This window comes from Kaistella gelatinilytica (assembly GCF_015679325.1).
Classification (GTDB): Bacteria; Bacteroidota; Bacteroidia; order Flavobacteriales; family Weeksellaceae; genus Kaistella; species Kaistella gelatinilytica.
Genome location: NZ_JADPVI010000001.1, coordinates 1,329,595 through 1,350,426 on the forward strand (window position 1 = coordinate 1,329,595; position 20,832 = coordinate 1,350,426).

Below are 20,832 nucleotides of genomic sequence, written 5' to 3' on the forward strand. Positions count from 1 at the left end.
AAATGGGCTCCACATAAAGTCTAACATTTTAAGCTTTTTTTAAAATAATTTATCACAAAAAAATAACAACCAATGAAAACCTGCTTCGTAATTATGGGATACGGCAAAAAGACCGACCCTACTTTAGGAAAAACTTATGACCTTGATAAAACCTATCACAATATTATAAAGCCAGCCGTAGAAAAAGCAGGCTTTATTTGTGTACGTAGTGATGAAATTCTTGAGTCAGGCACAATTGATAAGAATATGTATGCATTGCTTATTCATGCAGATCTTTGTATTGCCGATATTACCACCTTTAATCCCAACGCAATATATGAACTTGGGATTCGTCATGCCGCAAAACCTTTTTCAACTATTGTTATGAAAGAAAAAGATGGGAATATCCCATTCGATTTAAGTCATAATAAAATTTTTACCTATTCGCACATGGGAGAAGATATTGGTTTCACAGAAACGAATAGATGTGTTGATGCACTTACAAAATTAATTACGGAAGTTGATAGAATTGGTGAAGTTGACAGTCCTTTGTTTCATCATATTCGTGGAATGCAACCTTACGTTTTACCTGAAGACGAATATGGTCAAATAATTAAAGACTTGGCAAACAAAGAAAATAGTCTATTCGCATTAGTAGAAGCTGCAAAGCAAGAAATGGCAAAAAGTAACTTTTTAGAAGCCAAAAAGCATTGGAAAAAAGCAAGTGAAAAAGTAGAAAATGATGCGTATTACATCCAACAATGGGCTTTGTCAACGTACAAGGATAAAACTGTAGAACTTTATCTTGCGCTTCCTGATGCTTTGAATATTATTAAAAAATTAGAACCAGAAAACAGAAATACAACCGATCCCGAAACATTAGGAATTACCGGAGCAATATATAAAAGAATGTGGCTTGAAGACAAAGATAAAGTTGGATTTTTAGACTTAGCAATAGAATATTACAAAAGAGGTTTTACAATTAGTCAAGATTATTACACTGGAGAAAATTATGCGCTTTGTTTAGATTTAAAATCTGAAATTACTATCGATGAAGAAGAAAAAATATATTTCAAATATTCCGCGAAACAAACCCGAAAAGAGATTATCTATGTTATTAAAAAACTAAAAAATGATGAAGATTTTGAGAAACGAAGTGACCTAAAATGGATTTATGCAACAAGTGCAAATTGCTATTTTTCAGCGAAAGATGAAGAAAACTTCAATAGATCTAATGATAAATTTTATAGCTTAAATCCTGCTGATTGGGAAATTGAAACTTACAAGGATGGATTAAGTCGCTTAGAAAAAATTAAAAACACATAATATGGCTCATAAATGCTTTATTTCCTTTAAGACACAGGACAAACCATACAAAACTTTTATACATGAAAATCTCAAGGTAGAGATGATCGACAAATCTTTACACGAACCTATAAATTCTGACGATGAAGACTATATCATGAGGAAAATTAGAGAAAATTATTTGTCAGATTCAACTGTTACAATTTTCTTAATTGGAGATAAATCCGCTGAAAACTCTTGGTTTGAAAATCAAAATTATATAAAAAGGGAGTTGCAGGCTTCTTTATACCATGGGATTGGTAACACGCAAAGTGGTATTTTAGGAGTAATTTTGCCTTCAATGACAGAGAAAATCTATCCTGGAACTTCTAATACTTGCAGTACTTGTGGCGGAACTCACACTATTGTTAAAATAAATAATGATACAGTAGTTAGAGAATTTGCTTATAACTACTATATTCCAAATGATAAATGTGCGTGGAGCGAAGATGAACGATATTGCGTTTTGACTACTTGGGAAGAATTTTGCAAAAGGCCTAACTACTATATTGATTTAGCATATGATAAAAGAGACCATCCGATTTCTAATAAAACCAAAGTGAAACCATAATGGACGAGAAAGACTTTCCAAATTTCTATATCGCTGGAGATAGCGCTTCATTAAGTGCCCAAAAATTTTATACAAACTATATTAAATGGAGTTTGATATCCATGCTGACTGCGGCAGTTGTTGCAATATATAGTTTTCAAGAAGTAGAATCAAAGAGAATTGGTTATGTAATTTCGGGGATTTTATTAATGATTTCAACCATTTTATCTTTGATTATAAAAAACAAAAAGTATGAAAGCACGTGGTATCGAGGTAGAGCTTTAGCAGAATCTGCCAAGACCCTAACATGGCGTTTCATGACAAAATCTGAGTATTTTGAGGATACTATAAATGATGATGAAGCAAAAAAAAGATTTATTAACAGGATTAAAGAAATTAAAAATGAATTCAAAGATTTAAATGCTTCTCTTAAAGCAAAACATTTATCAGTACCAATCATCACAGAAAAAATGATTGCTACAAGGCAACTTAACTTAAAAGACAGAATGGAATTTTATTTAAAAAATAGAATTGAAAATCAAATAAGTTGGTATTCCAGTAAAGCAGACGCAAATAAAAACAAATATGAAATTTGGTTTTGGGCAGTTATAATCATGCAAATTTTAGCATTGGTTTCTGTTGCGTATTTAGTTTTTAATCCCGAATCTAATATCAAATTAGTTGGTTTATTTACAAGTTTATCCGCATGTTGCTTAGCATGGCTTCAACTTAAAAAATATCAAGAGAATAAAGAAGCATACACTACAGCAGTTTCGGAACTCAATCTAATTAAGCAAGAAGCTGAATTAATACATACCGAGGAAAAATTTCAAATTTATGTTTTAGATTCTGAAAATGCAATGTCGAGAGAACATACACTTTGGTTGGCTCAAAAAAGAATTTAACCATGGTAAAAAAAGGATATAATAAGGCAAAGTTTGTTGATAGTTTTAAATGGCTATTAGACACATTAGAAGATAAAGAATTAGAAAAAAGACCTTGTATATTTTGGAGCCACAAAAGAGAAGATAAACCCGCTTGCAGAAAAATTGCTGAATATTTAAAAGATGCAGGTGTCGATTATTATCTTGATGAAGAAGACGCTGGATTGCAATCAGCATCAACAGAAAATAATCCCGAGAAGATTACTGAATCTATTAAAAAGGGAATTAGTGAAAGTACGCATATGTTAGTGGTTATTTCTGAAAAGACATATTCTTCACAGTGGGTTCCATTTGAAGTAGGTTATGGACATGCAACAATTTTAGATAAAGATGCTTCGGAGAATAAACAGAAGAATAAAATCCAATTGGCAATTTTGACGCTACAAGATATTTCCGAAAAAACACTTCCTGATTATTTGCAAGTTGGATATATTATTAGAGGCACAAAATCTATTAATGAATATATTTCTGAAATTTCGGGCAAAACCGAAGGTACGATGATTAATGAAACAAGAATTTTTTCAAATATTAAATCGTATCATCCATTAGATAATGTTCTTAATTGGCGGTTATAGAAACAGAGTAATTGATATAAAAAATTGAATGATAGAAAATGATGCGAGTTCAAATCACTACTCTATGCAATTTGTAAAAAAATTATATTTCATAAATTACTGAATAATTAATTCTACTCTACTTAATCCAACTAGATCTAATAATTTTTTATCTTTTTCACTATTCCCTCTTCCGATGGCTCTTATATTACTTCCATCATAACCATTTTCCTTTAAATAGGTCGCAACTGAGCTTGCTCTTCTTTCTGATAAATTTAGCGCATACGAATTACTGTAATTTTCTCTATCATAACCTATCAGTTCAATCTGGCTTTTATTTTTCTTCAAGCAAATGAGCAATTTTGAAAGATAATTTTTAAAAATCGGCTTCAATTTATCACTTTCAACGTCAAAAAGTATGATGTGCTCTTTTTTCAAACATTCACATTCAACATTAAAAGGCGGTTCATAAGAATTTAATGTTTTATTTGTAAAGTTATTAACTCTTTCTTGAGATGTCATAAGACCTTTATCTGTTTCAGCAAGTTTTTCTTTGTTAACAAATAATTCCGCGGTAATGTTATTTAGAGAAACTCCTTTTTTCTTTAAACTATCTACTGTATTACTTAAATCTGATGATGTTATATCTAGATGGTCTTTTGTTTGTTTTAATGAATCATTTGTTGATTGTAAAGATTCCTCTTTAGAACTTAGTTCCTTTTCAATATTTACTAATTCTTTTGTCCTGATTTTAATTGAATCATTCAATGATAAGTTAACCTTTTCGATTTCTTTCCTTTTTGAAAACAAATAAGACAATGACCCAATTGACAAAATCATTAAAAATATGAATAAAACTATACTATTTCTAATTCTAGAAGATTGTCGAGTATAGTTTAATGAGTTTTTAATTCTTGTTAATAGTGTCTCAGAAATAATATTATTTTTGAAATTTATTTTTTCATTGGATCTGGCAGTACCATCAATAATCTTAAACCAACTCGCTTCAGTAATATTACATAATTCAACAGGTATAATTATTTTTTTTGTTTGTTCAAAAATATTTATTTCCTCTTCTATGGCATTCGATAATAATGATGCTTCGCTCCCTAATAAAATTAAAACTGAGCTATTTTTTAATTTTCTTTTTAAGGAATTTGGCAGCTCCTTACCAGGTTGTGATCCCCATTGATCTAAATAACAACTATATTTTTGCTCAATAATTTTGTTAGCTAAATTTGAAGCATATTCCGAACAATCTAACCTAGAATATGAAATAAAAAAATCGTATCCTGTAAAATAGCGTTGCGAGGTTGTAATTATATTCATATTTAATATTTTTAAAAATTATATTTAATTAAATAGATTCGCTTACCAAATCGTAGAATAAATTTATTTAATTGTAAGCAAATACTAAATGTAAGACAACAAATTATTCTATGGCCACTAACAATACCAGTAATTAGGAAATTTAAAAACAGTTTTTCTGCCTTTCATATATTCAAATTTAAATAATATTAATAACTATTAACATAAAAAAAGCACCTACATTTTTGTAAGTGCTTCTATTCCAATGTTGTGGCCCCACCTGGGCTCGAACCAGGGACTTGCTGATTATGAGTCAGCTACTCTAACCAGCTGAGTTATAGGGCCTAACTTTATTTCCGGAGAAATTGAAGTCTCAATTGGGTTTGCAAAAATAGCGTTTTTTTGAAATAATCAAAATTTATTTAAGGTTTTTCCTGAGAAATATAATTGAGAAGAGGGATTTGGGATGTTGGAGGAGAGAAGATGGATGCTGGATGTTTGGTGTTTGGTGTTTGGTGTTTTTATGTAATGTTAATAGAATTCTTACGCAAAGATCCAAAGGTTTTTGACGGCGTCTTCATGATTGGATATGAGTAAATTGAAATTGACCATTCAAATTCCGGGTGCTATTGGACAAGTGTCGACTTGTCCCTACATGGCTCTTAAACTGCAGGTTTTTCCTGACACAACTCTACTAAAATACCATTCGTGGATTTTGGATGGAGAAAAACGACGAGTTTATTATCGGCGCCGTCTTTGGGTTCTTCGGAGATGAAGATAAATCCGGCTTTTTTTAGGCGTTCGATCTCTGTTTGGATATTTTCTACGCCGAAAGCGATGTGGTGAATTCCTTCCCCGCGTTTATCGAGAAATTTGGCAATGGGACTTTCTGGATTGGTGGCTTCCAGGAGTTCAATCTTCGATTCGCCAAGTTCGTAGAATGAAGTGGTGACTCCTTCCCTTTCCACGGCTTCCTGTTTGTAGTTTTCTTTTCCCAGGAGTTTAGCAAATAATTCGTCGGAGGTTTTTAAGGATTTTACGGCGATTCCGAGGTGTTCTATTTTCATGGGTGTTGGATGTTGGATGTTGGATGAAGAATAATGAGCAATTGGTAATGGGTAATTGGTAATTGGTTATGGGTGATTTATCTTACTTTGATTTTTAGCGCGTTCTTGCGTGAGGGTGAAGTGCATTGTTGGAGCTCTTTTTTTGCGGTGGGTTTTGCGGCGGCGCAAAAAAGCGACTGCACGGAAACCGACCTTTTTTTTGGGGTGGATTTTAGCGGTGGCAAAAAAAAGGGCACGCCCCAATAATTGAAACAAAAATAGTAAATTTGCGCCATGAACGAAAGCAACAGACAGAAAAAAGTCGCACAGATTATACAGGAAGATTTTGCAGAATTGTTCCGCAAACAGGCTTCGGAAAGTAAGCAATCCTTTTTGGTATCGGTTTCAGATGTGAAAGTAACGGCTGATTTGAGTATCGCAAAAATTTATTTGAGCATTTTCCCGACAGAATTCCGGAAAGATATTATGAAGGAAATTCTGGTGAATAAAGCACATTACAGAAATTTTATCGGTCAGAAAATGGGGAAACAGGTGCGGATCATTCCGGAACTTAATTTTTACCTGGACACGACTTTGGACGATGTGGAAAAAATTGAGAAAGAATTGAGAGGCGAAGGCGACAATCCTATTCTATAATCTGTTTTAAAGTTTATTTTCTTTGAAGAACACGGCTTTTTATATTGCGACCCGATACCTTTTGGCAAAAAAAGGAAGTACTGCAGTCACTTTTATTACGTGGCTCGCCGCTTTAGCGATGATGGTTGCAGTGACGGCGATGTTTATTATTATTTCTGTTTTCTCTGGTTTGGAGGATCTGAATCAGGATCTGATCGCCAATCTGCATTCTGACATTACGGTGACAAGCAAGGAGGGAAAAACACTTCCGGACGTTGATAAAGCCACGAAAATTTTAGAATCTACTAAAGATATTCTTCATTTTTCTAAAGTAATTGAGGAGAAAGTTTATATCAATTTTCGGGATAATGGTGATATTGCGAATTTGCGCGGCGTAGATTCTGCGTACATTTTTGTGAATCCGATCAATAAAAATATTTTCTACGGTACCTATCCGAGTTTTAAATATTCGAATGAAGTTTTACTGGAAAACAAACTGGACAACCGACTGGCAATCCCGATTGGGGAGTCGACTGATTTTGCGGAATTGTTGATGCCGAAACCCGGTACAGGAATGATCAGCGCGGAAAAAGATATTTTCAATAAAAGGGAAATTTTTGTTTCGGGTGTTTTTCCAGGAAATGATCAGCTGGACAATACGATCATTGCGCCCATTGAACTCACGCGGGAATTGCTGAATCTACCAAAAAAATCGGCGTATCAAATTGTTATCAAATTAAAAAATCCTGAAAATACAGATGCTGTAAAAGACCATGTGCAAAAACTTTTGGGAAAAAAATACGACATCAAAACCAAATCGGAAGAAAATGCAGCGTTTTGGAAGATGATCAATACGGAGAAACTCTTTATTTACCTTATTTTTATGCTCGTGATCTTCATCACGACTTTTAATCTGGCAGGAGCAATTATTATTTTGCAACTTGATAAAAAGGAACAGTCGAAATCGTTGATCTCATTAGGAATGAATTTAAAATCGCTCCGAAATGTCTATTTCTTCACCGGAATTCTTATTGTAACTTTTGGCTTGTTGAGTGGTTTAATTCTGGGAAGCGCGATCAGCTATTTGCAGATGGTGACTGGATTTTTCAAAGCGGGCGAAAATACCGATCTCCCTTTTCCGGTTCGGATCCGACTCATGAATTACGTTATTGTAGCGCTGACTTCGGGTATTTTTGGAATTGGGGTTTCCTGGATTTTCTCTAAAATCAATAAATCGTTTTTCAAAATTCAATAAGTTTTTTTTTTAAGATAAGAATCTTATGAAAGGTCGAGTTTTATTAAAAAAAACACCTTTTAACTAGCAGCAAAAAACAGATAATTTCTCTTTAACGTAATGAGGAAAATCATTCTCGAATTAAGCATTCTGATGATCAAACATTCCAATTTCAAAAAATCTAACATCGAGTCCTTAAAAAAAGTAATTCAAACCATGATGGTCGATTCATTTTTTAGCTAACTTTGAAGCCCTAATTTAGTTATCACTCCAATGAAAAAAATTCTTACTCTTTTACTTGGTGGATTATTCTCCATCACTTTCGCGCAAGCTCCTGCCAATTATTATGACGGAACTGCAGGATTAACAGGTTACGCCCTGAAAACAAAACTCAACGTGATCATCTCCAACGGAGCTTTAGATCTGGGTTACGGAAGCGGAACCGGTGGCTTATGGCAAACTTATTTTACGTCAGACCGCGATTTGTATTACGAAAATAACGGAACTCTTCTCGACATGTATTCGGAAAAACCAGCAGGTCCCGATGCTTACGAATATAAATTAGGACGTGTTGTAGATGGTGGAAATCAGTGTGGAAACGGTGCGAACAGCGAAAATAGCTGTTACAATCGCGAACATTCTGTACCGAAAAGTTTTTTTGGTGGTCAGAGCGCAGTACCAATGGCAAATGACGCGCACTTTGTAATTCCGACCGATTATTATGTGAACGGTCAGCGGTCAAATTATCCTTATGGAGAAGCAAGTGTCGCAAGCTGGACTTCAACAAACGGCTCAAAATTAGGCACCAGTACTTTCCCGGGATATAGTGGAACGATCTTCGAACCGATCGATGAATTTAAAGGAGATTTAGCAAGAATGTCTTTATTTTTTATCACGAGATATGAAGATAAATTAGCTTCTTTCTCCCCTTATCAAAGTGCAGGAAACCCTTTAGACGGAACAGTTGACAGAGGTTACAAACAATGGTATATCAACTTACTGTTAAAATGGTCTGCTCAAGATCCTGTTTCACAAAAAGAAATCGATAGAAATAATGCAGTTTATGTCAGACAAAAAAATAGAAATCCTTTCATCGATCATCCGGAATGGGTAAATATGATCTGGACTTCTACCCTTTCTACGAGTGATGTTGCTGCTTTCGATCAGAAAATCTCTATTTATCCAAACCCTGTTAGAAATGGCGAATTGCATCTTTCAGGTTACGGTTTAGATCAGGTAAAAACGGTACAGATCTACACCATGGATGGTCGATTGATACAGACCATCAATCAGAATCTGAAAACTTCCAGAAAGATTATTTTAAAAAACAGAGAAAAAGGAACTTATATCTTAAAAACAGAAAATCAGTCAACCAAATTTATAGTTGAATAAGTTTTTTGAGATTTAAAAATTGAAACCGGCATTTTTTGTCGGTTTTTTTTGTCTGAAATCGAAATGCTGAATCCATTTTCGATATGAATTATTTAATGAAACCGCGATCAAATTTGAGAAAAATCATGTTTAACATAATATTAATTTGAATTTGATTTTTGGATTGAATTTTTATATATATTTGCCCTCCAAATTAATTATTAATTTACATGAAAAAATTTACTACTCTTTTACTGGGCTTTTTGTTTTCGATGACATTTGCTCAAGCTCCAGCAACTTATTACGACGGAACTACAGGTTTAACAGGTGCTGCTCTGAAAACAAAATTAAGCTCGATCATCACAGCAGGTGCGATTGATAATGGATATAATGGCCTTTACAACGGCTATCCAACAACAGATAAAGATCATTATTATGAAAATGACGGTTCTGTTTTAGACATGTATTCTGAAAATCCAACCGGAACAGATCCTTATAATTATCAGCACGGCGTGAAAAAATGTGGAAATTACAGCGTTGAAGGCGATTGCTACAACAGAGAACACGTAGTTCCTCAAAGTTTTTTCGGCTCTAATGCACCGATGGTTTCCGATATCCATTTTATTCGTCCAACCGATGGAAAAGTAAACGGAATGAGAAGTAATTATCCTTTTGGTATGGTGACGAATCCTTCATTTACCTCCAAAAATGGAACGAAGGTTGGACCAAGCACTTCACCGGGTTACAGTGGATCTGTTTGCGAACCGATCAATGAATTTAAAGGAGATATCGCCAGAATGATCTTTTATTTTGTAACTAGATATGAATCCAGACTTTCAGGGTTTTCTTCCGGCGGAATGTTGGGCAACACCACTTATCCAGGATTGACGAGCTGGGAAAAAGACGTTTTGGTAAGCTGGGCAGCTCAGGATCCGCTTTCCCTTACGGAAATCGAAAGAAACAATGCTTCTTACGTTTTTCAAAAAAACAGAAACCCGTTCATCGACCACCCAGAATGGGTAAATGCAATTTGGGGATCTGGTCTTTCTACAAGCGATGTAAACACTGTTGAAAATAAACTTTTTGTTTCTCCGAATCCGGTTAGAAATGGGGAACTACAACTTTCGGGAAGTAATCTTGATGAAATCAAAAAGGTACAGATCTATTCTATGGAGGGTAAATTGATCCAAACTGTGAATCAGGATTTTAAAACTTCAGGAAAAATAATTTTGAAAAATGCAGTGAAAGGAATTTATATTCTAAAAACTGAAAATGAATCAGTGAAATTTATCGTTGAGTAATTTTCTTCTGCTATCAATTAAAACCGGTGATCAATTCGCCGGTTTTTTTTTGTCGAATTTGAAACATTGTCCTGCAAATGAATGGACCATAAATTAAAACAATAGTATAAATCATATAGAAGATCGGTTATTAACTGGTCTTTTTTTTTATTTTTGACGGATGAACGATCAGAAGCATTTAGGGATAATCGGGAAAAACATTTCCTACTCCTTTTCGAAAAAATATTTTGAAGATAAATTTCAACGTTTGATGTTGAATGATTATTCTTATGACGTTTTCGACTTAAAGGATATTTCGGAAGTCGAAGAGATTTTTAAAGATCCAGATCTTATTGGGTTAAATGTGACCATTCCCTATAAAGAAAAAATCCTTCCTTATTTAGATGAGTTGAGCGACGAAGCTGCCGAAATTGGCGCAGTGAATTGCATTTTGATCAAGGACAACATCAAAAAAGGTTTTAATACTGATGTTTTTGGCTTTGAAAAGACCCTTTTAATTCATCGGAAAAGTTTTCACGATTCCGCTTTGATTTTGGGAAATGGCGGTGCTGCAAAAGCGGTACAATATGTTTTAAATAAATATGAAATTCCTTTCCAAACAGTTTCCCGAAATTCTGAATTAAATTTTTCAAATATTACGAAAGAAATCGTGGCTGAAAACACATTAATTATTCAGTGTACACCTGTTGGAACTTTTCCAAATGTAGAAGATTGTCTTGATTTTCCTTTTGAAGGAATGACCGAAAAACATTTGATTATCGACCTCATTTATAATCCCGTTTACACTTCATTCATTAAAAAAGCCTCCGAAAAAGGAGCCAAAACTGCAAACGGATATTATATGCTTGAGCAGCAGGCAGAAAAAAATTGGGAAATTTGGAATTTTCAAAAAAAATAAGTTAATTTAGTGCTCTGTTTACACACAAATGAAACAAAATTAATTTCCGCCCTTTAATTCTAATAAAAAGCTTGCTATGATCACAGAAGATTCAATCTCTGACAACCCTGAAAAACAACCAATTCCTGAAGAGGTTCCCACTGAAAACACAGCCGAAAAACCGACAGAAGTTCTGGAAGAAAATACCGTAGCTATTCCTGAAACGGAAGTTGCTGTTGAAAATTCAGAAAGTACTGAAGAAATTACTGCTGCGGAAACCGATTCACCTTCTGAAGAAGTTTTACAGGAAAAACCAGAACATCAAGCAGATGTTGATACTCAAAAATCAGTTGAGATCCCAGCTGCAACAAAAGTTCTGTCAGAAATTGATCCGAAAAAAGCAGATCATGGCGAACCAGCTCAGGATCACAATGAAGAAACTGAATTAGAAGAAACTGCTTCTTTAACGTTACCAGAAATTTTAAAAGAAATGGAAAGCATCGTTAATAAAGAAGATGCAGGCGCAAATTTCAGAACCTTTAACCATCTGAAAGAACAGGCCAACCATTTTATTCACGACGAAATCGAAGATCAGAAGCATGAATTTATTGGCGCGGGAAATCCGGAAGAGAATTTCAACTTTCACCATCCTGCTCAAAACAAACTTTCTGCATTGATTCACCTTTTCCGCGAGAAAAACGATGAATACAGCAAAAAACAGGAAGCCAATCATTCTAAAAATTTAGAAGAACGTCAGGGAATTATAGAAAAACTTAAAAATCTTTATACCAATACGGAAGCAGGAACGAATCTCTTTAAAGCCATTCGTACCATTAAAGAAGACTGGAAGAACGCGGGACAAGTTGCAAAATCTGAGTTTAAAATTCTTAATAATAATTATTTCCACCATTTGAATCAATTTTATCAAATGCTGGATATGAATAAGGAATATATGGAGCAGGAATATGCCCATAATTTGGAGAAAAGACAGCACATCATCGACCGTGCAAAAGTTCTGGAAACTGAACCTGCCGTACAGAAAGCGCTGAATGAACTGCAATATCTGCATAAGCTCTGGAAAGAAGAAGCTGAACCGGTAGCAGAAGAATTCCGGGAGAAAACCTGGGACGAGTTCAAAGAAATATCCAACAGAATTCACGATAGAAAAGGTGAACTTTCTGCACAGATAGACGGAGAACAAGCTGAAAATCTCGAAAAGAAAACGAAGATCATCGAGGAAATTAAAAAGATCTGCAACCCTGAAAAAGAAGCAAATCACAATTACTGGCAGAATTCCATCAAAAAAATTGAAGATCTAAGAACTGAATTTTTAAAACTCGGAAGTGTTCCAAGAAAAGTTTCCAATCAAAACTGGAATGATTTCAAGCAACATCTTAGAAATTTTAACACCAAGAAAAACGAATTCTATAAAGGTCTGAAAAATTCGCAGCAAACCAATCTCGATAATAAACTGAAATTGATCGCCACTGCGAAAGACAATATGCTTTCAGAAGACTGGGAAATTATAGTTCCGCTTTTCAAAAAACTTCAGGATGAATGGAAAACGATCGGTCACGTTCCAAGAAGCATGACGAATAAAGTTTGGGATGATTTCCGCGAAGCCTGTAACACTTTTTTCAATAATTACAGAGAAAAAAATAATGCAGTAAGCGACAACTGGAAAGACAATTACAAACATAAGAAACAACTTCTCGACGAGCTGAAAGAAGTTACTTACGAAGAAGGAAGTGTTGAAAAAATAGAACATATTAAAACCAGCTGGAACAATATCGGAAAAGTTCCACGCGAAAAATTAGCCATCAATACAGAGTTTAACAAAACTTTGAGAGATAAGTTGAAACTGAATAAAATTAGTGAATACAGTCTGAAAGAAGAAGGCCTGTCTGAAGATCAGCTTACCGACAAAGCCCGAAAAATCAAAAATCAAATTGGAGATCTTGAGGCAGAGATTGTAAAAATGGAAAATAATTTAGGCTTCTTCAAAAATTCAACGCGAGAAAATCCTTTATTAATAGAAACCTACGAGCGAATTGATGACAAGAAATCTGAACTTGAAAGTATGAAACAAACGCTTCACAATATTCTTTCGGGCGAAAATTAATCAAAAGCGGTATGATCAAAAAAATATTTTTATTGCTGTTCATCGCAAGTTTAGGATTAATTAAAGCGCAGGGTTCTGTCGCAGATTTAATTTCGGTTCCCGGACCGATCGATTTAGATGGGACCGAATTTTTGTTGAGTTGGAGCAAACAACCGTCAAAAACGCTTTACAGGCAGCAGTTTTTACCGCGAGTTGAGCAGATTGAAAATTTCACGCAACTACTCGACTTCTCTTATTTTAATAAAGAAATTGATATTGAACTGGCCGTAAGACAAAAAGTAGAATCGATTCAGAACAGAGCTGAAAAAGATAAATTTGCAAAGGTGAATGTTTCTGAAAGCCCGGATGGAAAAGAATATATTGTTGATTATTTTATTTCTGAAGCGCCGTCAAAAGGCGATTCATATATCGAATACAATGTTTACCGATTTAAGAAATTAGATGCGGGAACGCAAAAAAGTTTCCTCATTCTTTCCTACGCGAAGAGAAGTTATGGTGATCTGAAATCTGCGGCAAAATCTTTGAATAAAGAAAGAGATCGTTTGATGACCAACATCATCGAATATAAAATTCCAGAAATTAAAGTGGCAGCTTTACCCGCAGGGAAGTAATTTTACAAAAAAATAATTATCAAAACACTCGACAGATTTGTTGGGTGTTTTTTAGCAAATACTCATTTTTCTCAACCCTCTATTCATTCGAGAATGACCGACCAAATCTACATGAAACGCTGTATTGAGCTTGCCAGAAAAGCTTTGGGGAAAACATATCCTAATCCTTTCGTTGGAAGTGTGATCGTTTATAATGACACCATTATTGGAGAAGGATTTCATGCAAAAGCCGGGGAAAATCATGCAGAAATTAATGCGATCAATTCGGTTGTCAATAAAGACTTATTGAAAGATTCTACGATTTACGTCTCGCTTGAACCTTGCTCTCATTTTGGAAAAACGCCACCTTGCGCCAATAAAATTGTAGAAATTGGTTTCAAAAAAGTAGTGATCGGAACATTGGATTCCCACAAAAAAGTAAACGGACGAGGAAAAGAGATTGTAGAAGAAGCAGGAATAGAGGTCATCTCAGGAGTTTTAGAAAATGAATGCCGGGAATTGAATAAAAGATTCTTTACTTTTCACCAGAAGAAAAGACCATTTATTATTTTGAAATGGGCGCAGTCCAACGATGGTTTTCTGGACAAAGACTTCAAAAGAACTCAAATCAGCAACGGATTGGTAAAACAGTTTGTTCACAAAATGCGCAGTGAGGAACACGCAATTTTGGTAGGAACTCAAACTGCTTTGTCTGATCATCCCAGTTTAACGACACGAGAAATTTCGGGGCGAAATCCCGTTAGAATTCTCATCGATCTCCGTTTAAAAGTTCCGAGAGATTTCAAAATTTACAATGACAAAGCGCCAACTTTGGTTTTTAATGCCGAGAAAAATTCAATAGAAGAAAATGTAAAATTCATAAAAATAGAAAAGGAAAATTTCCTCCAAAATTTAATACAGAAACTCTATGAAGAGCAAATCCAGTCGGTAATTATTGAAGGTGGAAGTTTTACTCTGACTCAATTTATTAAAGCTGGTCTTTGGGACGAAGCGATCATCATCAAAAATGAAGATCTGAATGTAGGAAGTGGAACCAAAGCTCCTGAATTTAATTTTAAACCTAACAGAACTGAAAATTTCCGGGATAACATTGTTGAATTTTATAGCAATAAGTAATTTTTCAAATTTTACTAAACTTAAATATTTTGGAAAACTTTAGTTTTAAAACCATTAAAAAACCCATTGAGAATATTTTGCTCAAAGAAAAAGGCAGCAAGTTTATTGGCTTTGCATTTCCGGTGAATAGTGAAGCAGAATTAAAAGCAAGTTTAGAAAAAATTAGAAGCGAACATCCAAAAGCGACGCATCATTGTTACGCCTTTCGTTTAGGTCTTGAAGGTGAAAATTACCGTGCAAATGATGACGGAGAACCAAATGGAAGTGCAGGATTACCTATTTATAACCAACTTCTCGCGAATGAATTGACCAACATTCTTTTGATTGTAGTGCGATATTATGGCGGTACAAAACTCGGCGTATCAGGTTTGGTAAAAGCCTATAAAGAATGTGCAAAAATCACTTTGGAGGAAGGTGAAATTATGACCAAAGATCTGGAAAGCGAGCTGGAAATAGCGTTTAATTTTGATAAACAAAACCAAATTTTCACTTTACTTAATAAATTCCAGGGTAAAATACTGGATTTTCTTTCTGAAGAACAGTGCAAGATTGTCGCAAAAATCAATACTTCTCAAAAAGAAAACATCTCGGAACAATTGTCCGAGATGCAAAATATTACTTTCAAATTTCTTTGATATCTTTAAACCAATCTAAAAGACTTGGCTCTTTTTACTTTTTGCCTGGCTCTTCTAATTCCTTCTTCCCATCAACATTGACGCCCAGTAAAGGAGCTGTGCCAAAGATCCAAGCGCAGCAACGACATAAGTTCGAGCTGCCCAGGTTAAAGAATCTTTTACACCAACATATTCTTCGGAAGTTACGGTTCCGCTATCTTTCAGCCATTTCATTGCTCTGTTGCTCGCATCATATTCCACCGGTAAAGTTACGAAAGAGAAAAGTGTCGTAAATGCAAACAATGCAACACCGATCGCTAATACGGTAGTATTTCCATTAGGATTATCAATTGATCTTGTAGCGAACATTAAAAAAATACCCGCCATCAAAACAAACTGCATTAATCTTGAACTGATGTTAACCATCGGAACTAGTGTGGAACGAAGCTTTAACATCGAATATCCAACCGCATGTTGTACAGCATGACCACATTCGTGCGCCGCAACTGCCGCAGCCGCTGCATTTCTCTGCATATAAACGCCTTCCGAAAGATTAACTGTTTTCTCTGCAGGATTATAATGATCGGTCAACTGACCTGGAACCGAAATTACCTGTACATCATTAATTCCATTGTCACGCAACATTTTTTCTGCAACTTCTTTTCCTGACATTCCATTTCGAAGATGAACCTGAGAATAATAAGCAAATTTAGATTTGAGTTTTGATGAAACCAGCCAGCTGATCAACATCGAAACGCCTATTATCAAATAATATCCTATCATTTTTACTTGTATTTATGTATTTTGAAATTGCCTTCTTAGCTGTAAAAAACGTGCCAAAGTTTTTATATTTGTATTAATAATTTATATTTGTTTTTTCAAATAATATCCGCATGTCACAAGTCTCAATAACTGAAGTACTAACAGAAACTGATCTAAAAAAGTTCATCAAATTTCCGATGGATCTTTATAAAAATAATAAGAATTATGTCCCATCTTTAATTAACGATGAAAAAAACATTTGGGACCCAAAAGAAAACCCTGCGTTACAATTTTCAGATGCGAAAAAGTTTCTCGCTTATAAAGACGGAAAAATTGTCGGAAGAATTGCAGTAATATGGAACCATAACGAAGAAAAAGAATTGGGGATCAGCAAAGTACGTTTTGGCTGGCTCGATTTTATTGATGATTTTGAAGTTTCTGAAGCGCTGATCAATTTGGCGATCGATTTTGCAAAAGAAAGAAATATCAAAAAAATTGAAGGTCCGATGGGATTTACGAATCTTGATAAAGCCGGAATGCTGATCATGGGTTTCGATAAGTTAGCAACAATGATCGGATTGTATAATTTTGAATATTATTCCCAACATTTAGAAAAATTGGGCTTGGTCAAGGAAAAAGAATGGGTAGAATATGAAATGGATTTCCCGACGGTTTTGTCTGAAAAAGTAAAAAAATTCAGCGAATTAGTTGCTCAGAAATACAAGCTGAAAGTTCTCGATTTTAAAAATAAAAAAGAGATCATTCCGTATATCGAACCGATGTTTAAATTGCTTGATCAAACCTACAATACGCTTTCTACTTTTACTCCGATCACTGATGAACAGATAAAAACGTACAAGGAAAAATATTTTCCGTTCATTGATAAAAATTATATTATTTGTGTGGAAGACGAAAATCATCAGTTGGTTTCTTTTGCTGTCACAATGCCTTCTTATTCCAGAGCTTTGCAAAGATCGAAAGGGAAATTATTCCCTTTTGGATGGTGGCATTTTTTACAGGCAGGAAAGAAAAATGATCGCGCCAATTTTTATCTGATCGGCATTCATCCCGAGTATCAACGTCGTGGAGTTACTGCGATCATCTTCAAAGAAATCTTCGTGCGGTTCAACAAAATGGGAGTTAAGTTTGCAGAAACGAACCCGGAACTGGAGGAAAACAAAGGTGTTCAGGCACTTTGGCAAGATTACAATCCGACCAATCACAAGCGAAGAAGAACTTATTCGATGGAACTTTAATTTTCAACTTTGTATCTATTTTACACCAATGAAGAAACAACTTATCATCTACGTCGTTATCATTTTAGCCTTTGTTGCTTACAACCAGTTCTTTCAGGTTCAGGATGAAAGAGTTAACAGCGTGATCAATATTCTGTTTGCCAGCTTCCTGTTCTTGTACATTGGTTATGTTGCTTATACCGTTTTGAAACGCTTGAAAGACACTGGAAAAAAATAGTTGTTTTTAATAGTTCTAAATTAAACAAATAGGCTTTTTCAATCACATTTGCGAAGCATATATTTCCGCTTTACATCTTTATTCGTTAAATTTGCGAATTGAGAAAATAATGTATTAATGAATTTACCTGAAAATTATATACCGATTATCATCCAGGCCTTGGTTGCTATTGGTTTTGTAGCGATTTCTTTGTTGGGCGCCCATTTTTTGGGACCAAGACAGCAAGACAGTACCGTAAATAAAAATAAATCGTTTGAATGTGGTGTAGAAAGCGAAGGTGACGCAAGAACTCCTTTTTCTATCCGATATTTTTTAACGGCTATTCTTTTTGTTCTTTTTGATATCGAAATTGTATTTTTCTATCCTTATGCGGTTAATTTCCGGGAATTTGGATTGGAAGGATTTCTAGCAGTTTCTACATTTGTAGCCATTTTCTTTTTAGGATTTTTATACGTTTTAAAACGTGGCGCTCTCGATTGGGACAAGTAAAATTGAATCTTGTCAATTAAATTGATTTAAAGTTTCTTTTAAAAAATTAAATTAAAATGTCAGAAAACACACCAAAAATAAATACGAACGCTCCTGCTCCTCCGGGATTTGAAGGAGAAGGTTTCTTCGCAACGAACCTCAATAATTTAATTGGAATGGCTCGTTCACTTTCATTGTGGCCGCTTCCTTTTGCAACTTCATGTTGTGGAATTGAATTTATGGCGACAATGGGACCAAATTATGATTTAGCCCGATTCGGTGGGGAAAGAATGAGTTTCTCTCCAAGACAAGCCGATGTTTTGATGGTTTGCGGAACAATCTCTAAAAAATTAGGACCAATTTTAAAGGAAATTTATACCCAAATGGCAGAGCCAAAATGGGTAGTTGCAGTTGGAGCATGTGCTTCAAGCGGCGGAATTTTCGATTCTTATTCGGTTCTTCAGGGAATTGACAGAGTGATCCCTGTTGATGTTTATGTTCCGGGTTGTCCACCAAGACCAGAACAGATCTTAGAAGGATTTATGCAGATTCAGGCTTTGGCAGAAAGTGAAAGTCTAAGAAGACGTGATCTTCCTCAATACAAAGAATTATTGGAATCTTATAATATCAATTAATTTATGGAATTTACCAATAATTTCGTTTTAGAAGCTATTACGAGAGAATTTCCGGAATCAGTAATTTCAAGTTCAGAACCTTACGGAATGTTGACTTTAGAACTTAAAAAAGAAGACCTTAAAAAAGTCGTTCATCACATGAAGGACAGTTCTTTAGGTTTTAATTTTCTTACCGATATTTGCGGAATTCACCACCCAGAAATTCCTGAAAAAGAATTAGGAGTAATTTACCACCTTCACAATTTGGTTGAAAATCTTCGGATCCGTCTGAAAACGTTTATGCCATTTGAAAATGCAGAAGCAGATTCATTAACTGATCTTTTTGCTGGAGCAAACTGGATGGAACGCGAAACTTTTGATTTCTACGGAATTAAATTTAAAGGTCATCCTGATTTAAGAGTAATCCTGAATGATCCGGGTCTTGGTTATCATCCAATGTTGAAACAATATCCTTTGGAAGATGGTACAAGAACTGATAAAGATGATGTAATGTTCGGCAGGTAAAATAATAAATGATCAGCGATAAGTGATGATGGGTTTTTAATCAAATCATTTATCAAAATCAATTATCAATCATAAAAATATGAAAGACAACGCACTCTCCAATATATTAACGCAGTACGAAACCAAGGAACAGATCGATGGGCAATTATACACCCTCAATTTAGGTCCGACGCACCCTGCAACCCACGGAATTTTTCAAAATATTCTGACAATGGACGGGGAGAAAATTCTCCATTCTGAGCAGACTGTTGGTTATATTCACCGTGCTTTCGAAAAAATATCTGAAAGAAGAAATTTCACGCAGATCACCACTTTAACTGACCGTCTAAATTACTGCTCTTCTCCAATTAATAATATTGGATGGCACATGACGGTTGAAAAATTATTAGGCGTTGAAGTTCCAAAACGCGTACAATACATGAGGGTTATCATGATGGAATTGGCGAGAATTGCTGATCACATCGTGTGTAACGCCGTTACCGGAGTTGATACCGGAGCTTTAACCGGATTTACGTATATGTTTCAGGATCGTGAAAAAATCTACGATATGTACGAACAGGTTTGTGGTGCACGATTGACAACGAACATGGGAAGAATTGGCGGTTTTGAGAGAGATTTCACTCCAAAATTTCATGAACTTGTTCGCGACTTTTTAAAAACTTTTCCAGCGCGATTCAAAGAATTCGGAGATTTATTAGAGAGAAACAGAATTTTTATGGACCGTACAATTGGTGCTGGTTCAATTACTGCTGAACGTGCTTTAAATTACGGATTTACAGGTCCGAATTTACGTGCTACAGGAGTTGATTATGATGTTCGAGTTGCAACTCCCTACTCTTCTTACGAAGATTTCGATTTTAATATTCCTGTCGGAACTTCAGGAGATACTTACGACCGTTTTATGGTTCGTCAAGGCGAAATGTGGGAAAGTTTAAAAATTATTCAGCAAGCGATGGATAATCTGCCGGAAGGACCTTTCCACGCTGATGTTCCTGAATTTTATTTGCCGGAGAAAGCAGATGTTTATACCAAAATGGAAGCCTTAATTTACCATTTCAAAATTGTAATGGGAGAAACAGAAGTTCCGAAAGGTGAAGTATATCACGCCGTAGAAGGTGGTAACGGAGAATTAGGATTCTATCTTGTAAGCGACGGTGGAAGATCACCTTATAGATTGCACTTCAGAAGACCTTGCTTTATTTATTATCAAGCCTATCCCGAAATGATCACAGGATCTGTAATTTCTGACGCGGTAGTAACATTGAGTAGTTTGAATGTGATCGCTGGAGAACTGGACGCATAAGTAATTATAAATTTTGAGATTTAAAACAGTCTTGAGATCAATATCAATCAATATTAAAAAAACTTAAATTTTGGAATTTA

Annotated in this window: 22 protein-coding genes and 1 tRNA gene; 19 read left to right on the plus strand and 4 right to left on the minus strand. The window is 34.9% G+C overall.

Annotated elements, in window-relative coordinates; all coding sequences use genetic code 11:
* Positions 1-72 precede the first annotated feature (72 nt).
* The 4 genes from IV494_RS05910 to IV494_RS05925 are packed head-to-tail and all read left to right on the plus strand — an operon-like array spanning position 73 to position 3,392.
* Entirely contained in the window at positions 73-1,305 is a 1,233-nt protein-coding gene (locus IV494_RS05910; protein ID WP_196079215.1) for a TRAFs-binding domain-containing protein, read from the plus strand.
* A gap of 1 nt (position 1,306) precedes the next feature.
* The gene (locus tag IV494_RS05915; protein ID WP_196079216.1) at positions 1,307-1,894 is read left to right on the plus strand and encodes a TIR domain-containing protein; all 588 of its coding nucleotides are present in this window, start codon (positions 1,307-1,309) and stop codon (positions 1,892-1,894) included.
* Positions 1,894-2,778: a DUF4231 domain-containing protein gene (locus IV494_RS05920; RefSeq protein WP_196079217.1), complete on the plus strand. Its 885-nt coding sequence runs from the start codon at positions 1,894-1,896 to the stop codon at positions 2,776-2,778. Before IV494_RS05915 ends, IV494_RS05920 begins: the two co-directional genes overlap by 1 nt.
* A 2-nt stretch (positions 2,779-2,780) precedes the next feature.
* Positions 2,781-3,392 (plus strand): toll/interleukin-1 receptor domain-containing protein, encoded by a 612-nt coding sequence (locus IV494_RS05925; RefSeq protein ID WP_196079218.1) that lies wholly within the window; start codon positions 2,781-2,783, stop codon positions 3,390-3,392.
* Between the two features lie 96 nt (positions 3,393-3,488).
* On the opposite strand, the gene IV494_RS05930 is transcribed toward IV494_RS05925, so the two are convergent.
* The 3 genes from IV494_RS05930 to mce form a co-directional block, all read right to left on the minus strand.
* Positions 3,489-4,700 carry a TIR domain-containing protein gene (locus tag IV494_RS05930; protein WP_196079219.1) on the minus strand — a complete coding sequence of 404 codons (1,212 nt, stop codon included), beginning with the start codon at positions 4,698-4,700 and terminating at the stop codon, positions 3,489-3,491.
* 250 nt (positions 4,701-4,950) lie between these two features.
* A tRNA-Ile gene (locus tag IV494_RS05935) sits at positions 4,951-5,024 on the minus strand.
* Positions 5,025-5,341: 317 nt separating this feature from the next.
* A complete protein-coding gene (gene mce, locus IV494_RS05940) occupies positions 5,342-5,746 on the minus strand; it encodes a methylmalonyl-CoA epimerase (protein ID WP_196079220.1) in 405 nt (134 codons plus the stop codon).
* Between the two features lie 273 nt (positions 5,747-6,019).
* Between mce and rbfA the strand changes: the two genes are divergently transcribed.
* From rbfA to IV494_RS05985, 9 genes are all read left to right on the plus strand, one after another.
* Positions 6,020-6,382, plus strand: coding sequence for a 30S ribosome-binding factor RbfA (gene rbfA / locus IV494_RS05945; protein WP_196079221.1), 363 nt, complete (start codon positions 6,020-6,022; stop codon positions 6,380-6,382).
* 22 nt (positions 6,383-6,404) lie between these two features.
* Complete coding sequence (locus tag IV494_RS05950) at positions 6,405-7,616, plus strand: ABC transporter permease (protein WP_196079222.1); 1,212 nt, start codon at positions 6,405-6,407, stop codon at positions 7,614-7,616.
* A gap of 252 nt (positions 7,617-7,868) precedes the next feature.
* Complete coding sequence (locus tag IV494_RS05955; RefSeq protein ID WP_196079223.1) at positions 7,869-8,987, plus strand: endonuclease; 1,119 nt, start codon at positions 7,869-7,871, stop codon at positions 8,985-8,987.
* 209 nt (positions 8,988-9,196) lie between these two features.
* Positions 9,197-10,267, plus strand: coding sequence for an endonuclease (locus IV494_RS05960; RefSeq protein WP_196079224.1), 1,071 nt, complete (start codon positions 9,197-9,199; stop codon positions 10,265-10,267).
* Positions 10,268-10,427: 160 nt separating this feature from the next.
* Positions 10,428-11,165, plus strand: coding sequence for a shikimate dehydrogenase family protein (locus tag IV494_RS05965; protein ID WP_196079225.1), 738 nt, complete (start codon positions 10,428-10,430; stop codon positions 11,163-11,165).
* A gap of 76 nt (positions 11,166-11,241) precedes the next feature.
* The gene (locus IV494_RS05970; protein ID WP_196079226.1) at positions 11,242-13,266 is read left to right on the plus strand and encodes a DUF349 domain-containing protein; all 2,025 of its coding nucleotides are present in this window, start codon (positions 11,242-11,244) and stop codon (positions 13,264-13,266) included.
* 11 nt (positions 13,267-13,277) lie between these two features.
* Entirely contained in the window at positions 13,278-13,877 is a 600-nt protein-coding gene (locus IV494_RS05975) for a hypothetical protein (protein WP_196079227.1), read from the plus strand.
* Between the two features lie 93 nt (positions 13,878-13,970).
* A complete protein-coding gene (gene ribD / locus IV494_RS05980; protein ID WP_196079228.1) occupies positions 13,971-14,993 on the plus strand; it encodes a bifunctional diaminohydroxyphosphoribosylaminopyrimidine deaminase/5-amino-6-(5-phosphoribosylamino)uracil reductase RibD in 1,023 nt (340 codons plus the stop codon).
* 29 nt (positions 14,994-15,022) lie between these two features.
* Positions 15,023-15,628 carry an IMPACT family protein gene (locus IV494_RS05985; protein WP_196079229.1) on the plus strand — a complete coding sequence of 202 codons (606 nt, stop codon included), beginning with the start codon at positions 15,023-15,025 and terminating at the stop codon, positions 15,626-15,628.
* Between the two features lie 54 nt (positions 15,629-15,682).
* Here the strand turns inward: IV494_RS05985 and IV494_RS05990 are convergent, their stop codons facing one another.
* A complete protein-coding gene (locus IV494_RS05990) occupies positions 15,683-16,390 on the minus strand; it encodes a zinc metallopeptidase (RefSeq protein WP_196079230.1) in 708 nt (235 codons plus the stop codon).
* A 110-nt stretch (positions 16,391-16,500) separates the two neighbouring features.
* Between IV494_RS05990 and IV494_RS05995 the strand changes: the two genes are divergently transcribed.
* The 6 genes from IV494_RS05995 to nuoD all read left to right on the plus strand — a co-directional run bounded on the left by IV494_RS05995 (position 16,501) and on the right by nuoD (position 20,752).
* Positions 16,501-17,625 carry a GNAT family N-acetyltransferase gene (locus tag IV494_RS05995; RefSeq protein ID WP_196079231.1) on the plus strand — a complete coding sequence of 375 codons (1,125 nt, stop codon included), beginning with the start codon at positions 16,501-16,503 and terminating at the stop codon, positions 17,623-17,625.
* Between the two features lie 28 nt (positions 17,626-17,653).
* Positions 17,654-17,842, plus strand: coding sequence for a hypothetical protein (locus IV494_RS06000; RefSeq protein WP_039354797.1), 189 nt, complete (start codon positions 17,654-17,656; stop codon positions 17,840-17,842).
* Positions 17,843-17,959: 117 nt separating this feature from the next.
* Positions 17,960-18,331, plus strand: a complete 372-nt coding sequence (locus IV494_RS06005) for an NADH-quinone oxidoreductase subunit A (protein ID WP_196079232.1) — start codon at positions 17,960-17,962, stop codon at positions 18,329-18,331.
* A gap of 56 nt (positions 18,332-18,387) precedes the next feature.
* The gene (locus IV494_RS06010) at positions 18,388-18,945 is read left to right on the plus strand and encodes an NADH-quinone oxidoreductase subunit B (protein ID WP_196079233.1); all 558 of its coding nucleotides are present in this window, start codon (positions 18,388-18,390) and stop codon (positions 18,943-18,945) included.
* Between the two features lie 3 nt (positions 18,946-18,948).
* Positions 18,949-19,449, plus strand: a complete 501-nt coding sequence (locus IV494_RS06015) for an NADH-quinone oxidoreductase subunit C (RefSeq protein ID WP_196079234.1) — start codon at positions 18,949-18,951, stop codon at positions 19,447-19,449.
* Between the two features lie 79 nt (positions 19,450-19,528).
* Positions 19,529-20,752, plus strand: coding sequence for an NADH dehydrogenase (quinone) subunit D (nuoD, locus tag IV494_RS06020; protein WP_196079235.1), 1,224 nt, complete (start codon positions 19,529-19,531; stop codon positions 20,750-20,752).
* Positions 20,753-20,832 lie beyond the last annotated feature (80 nt).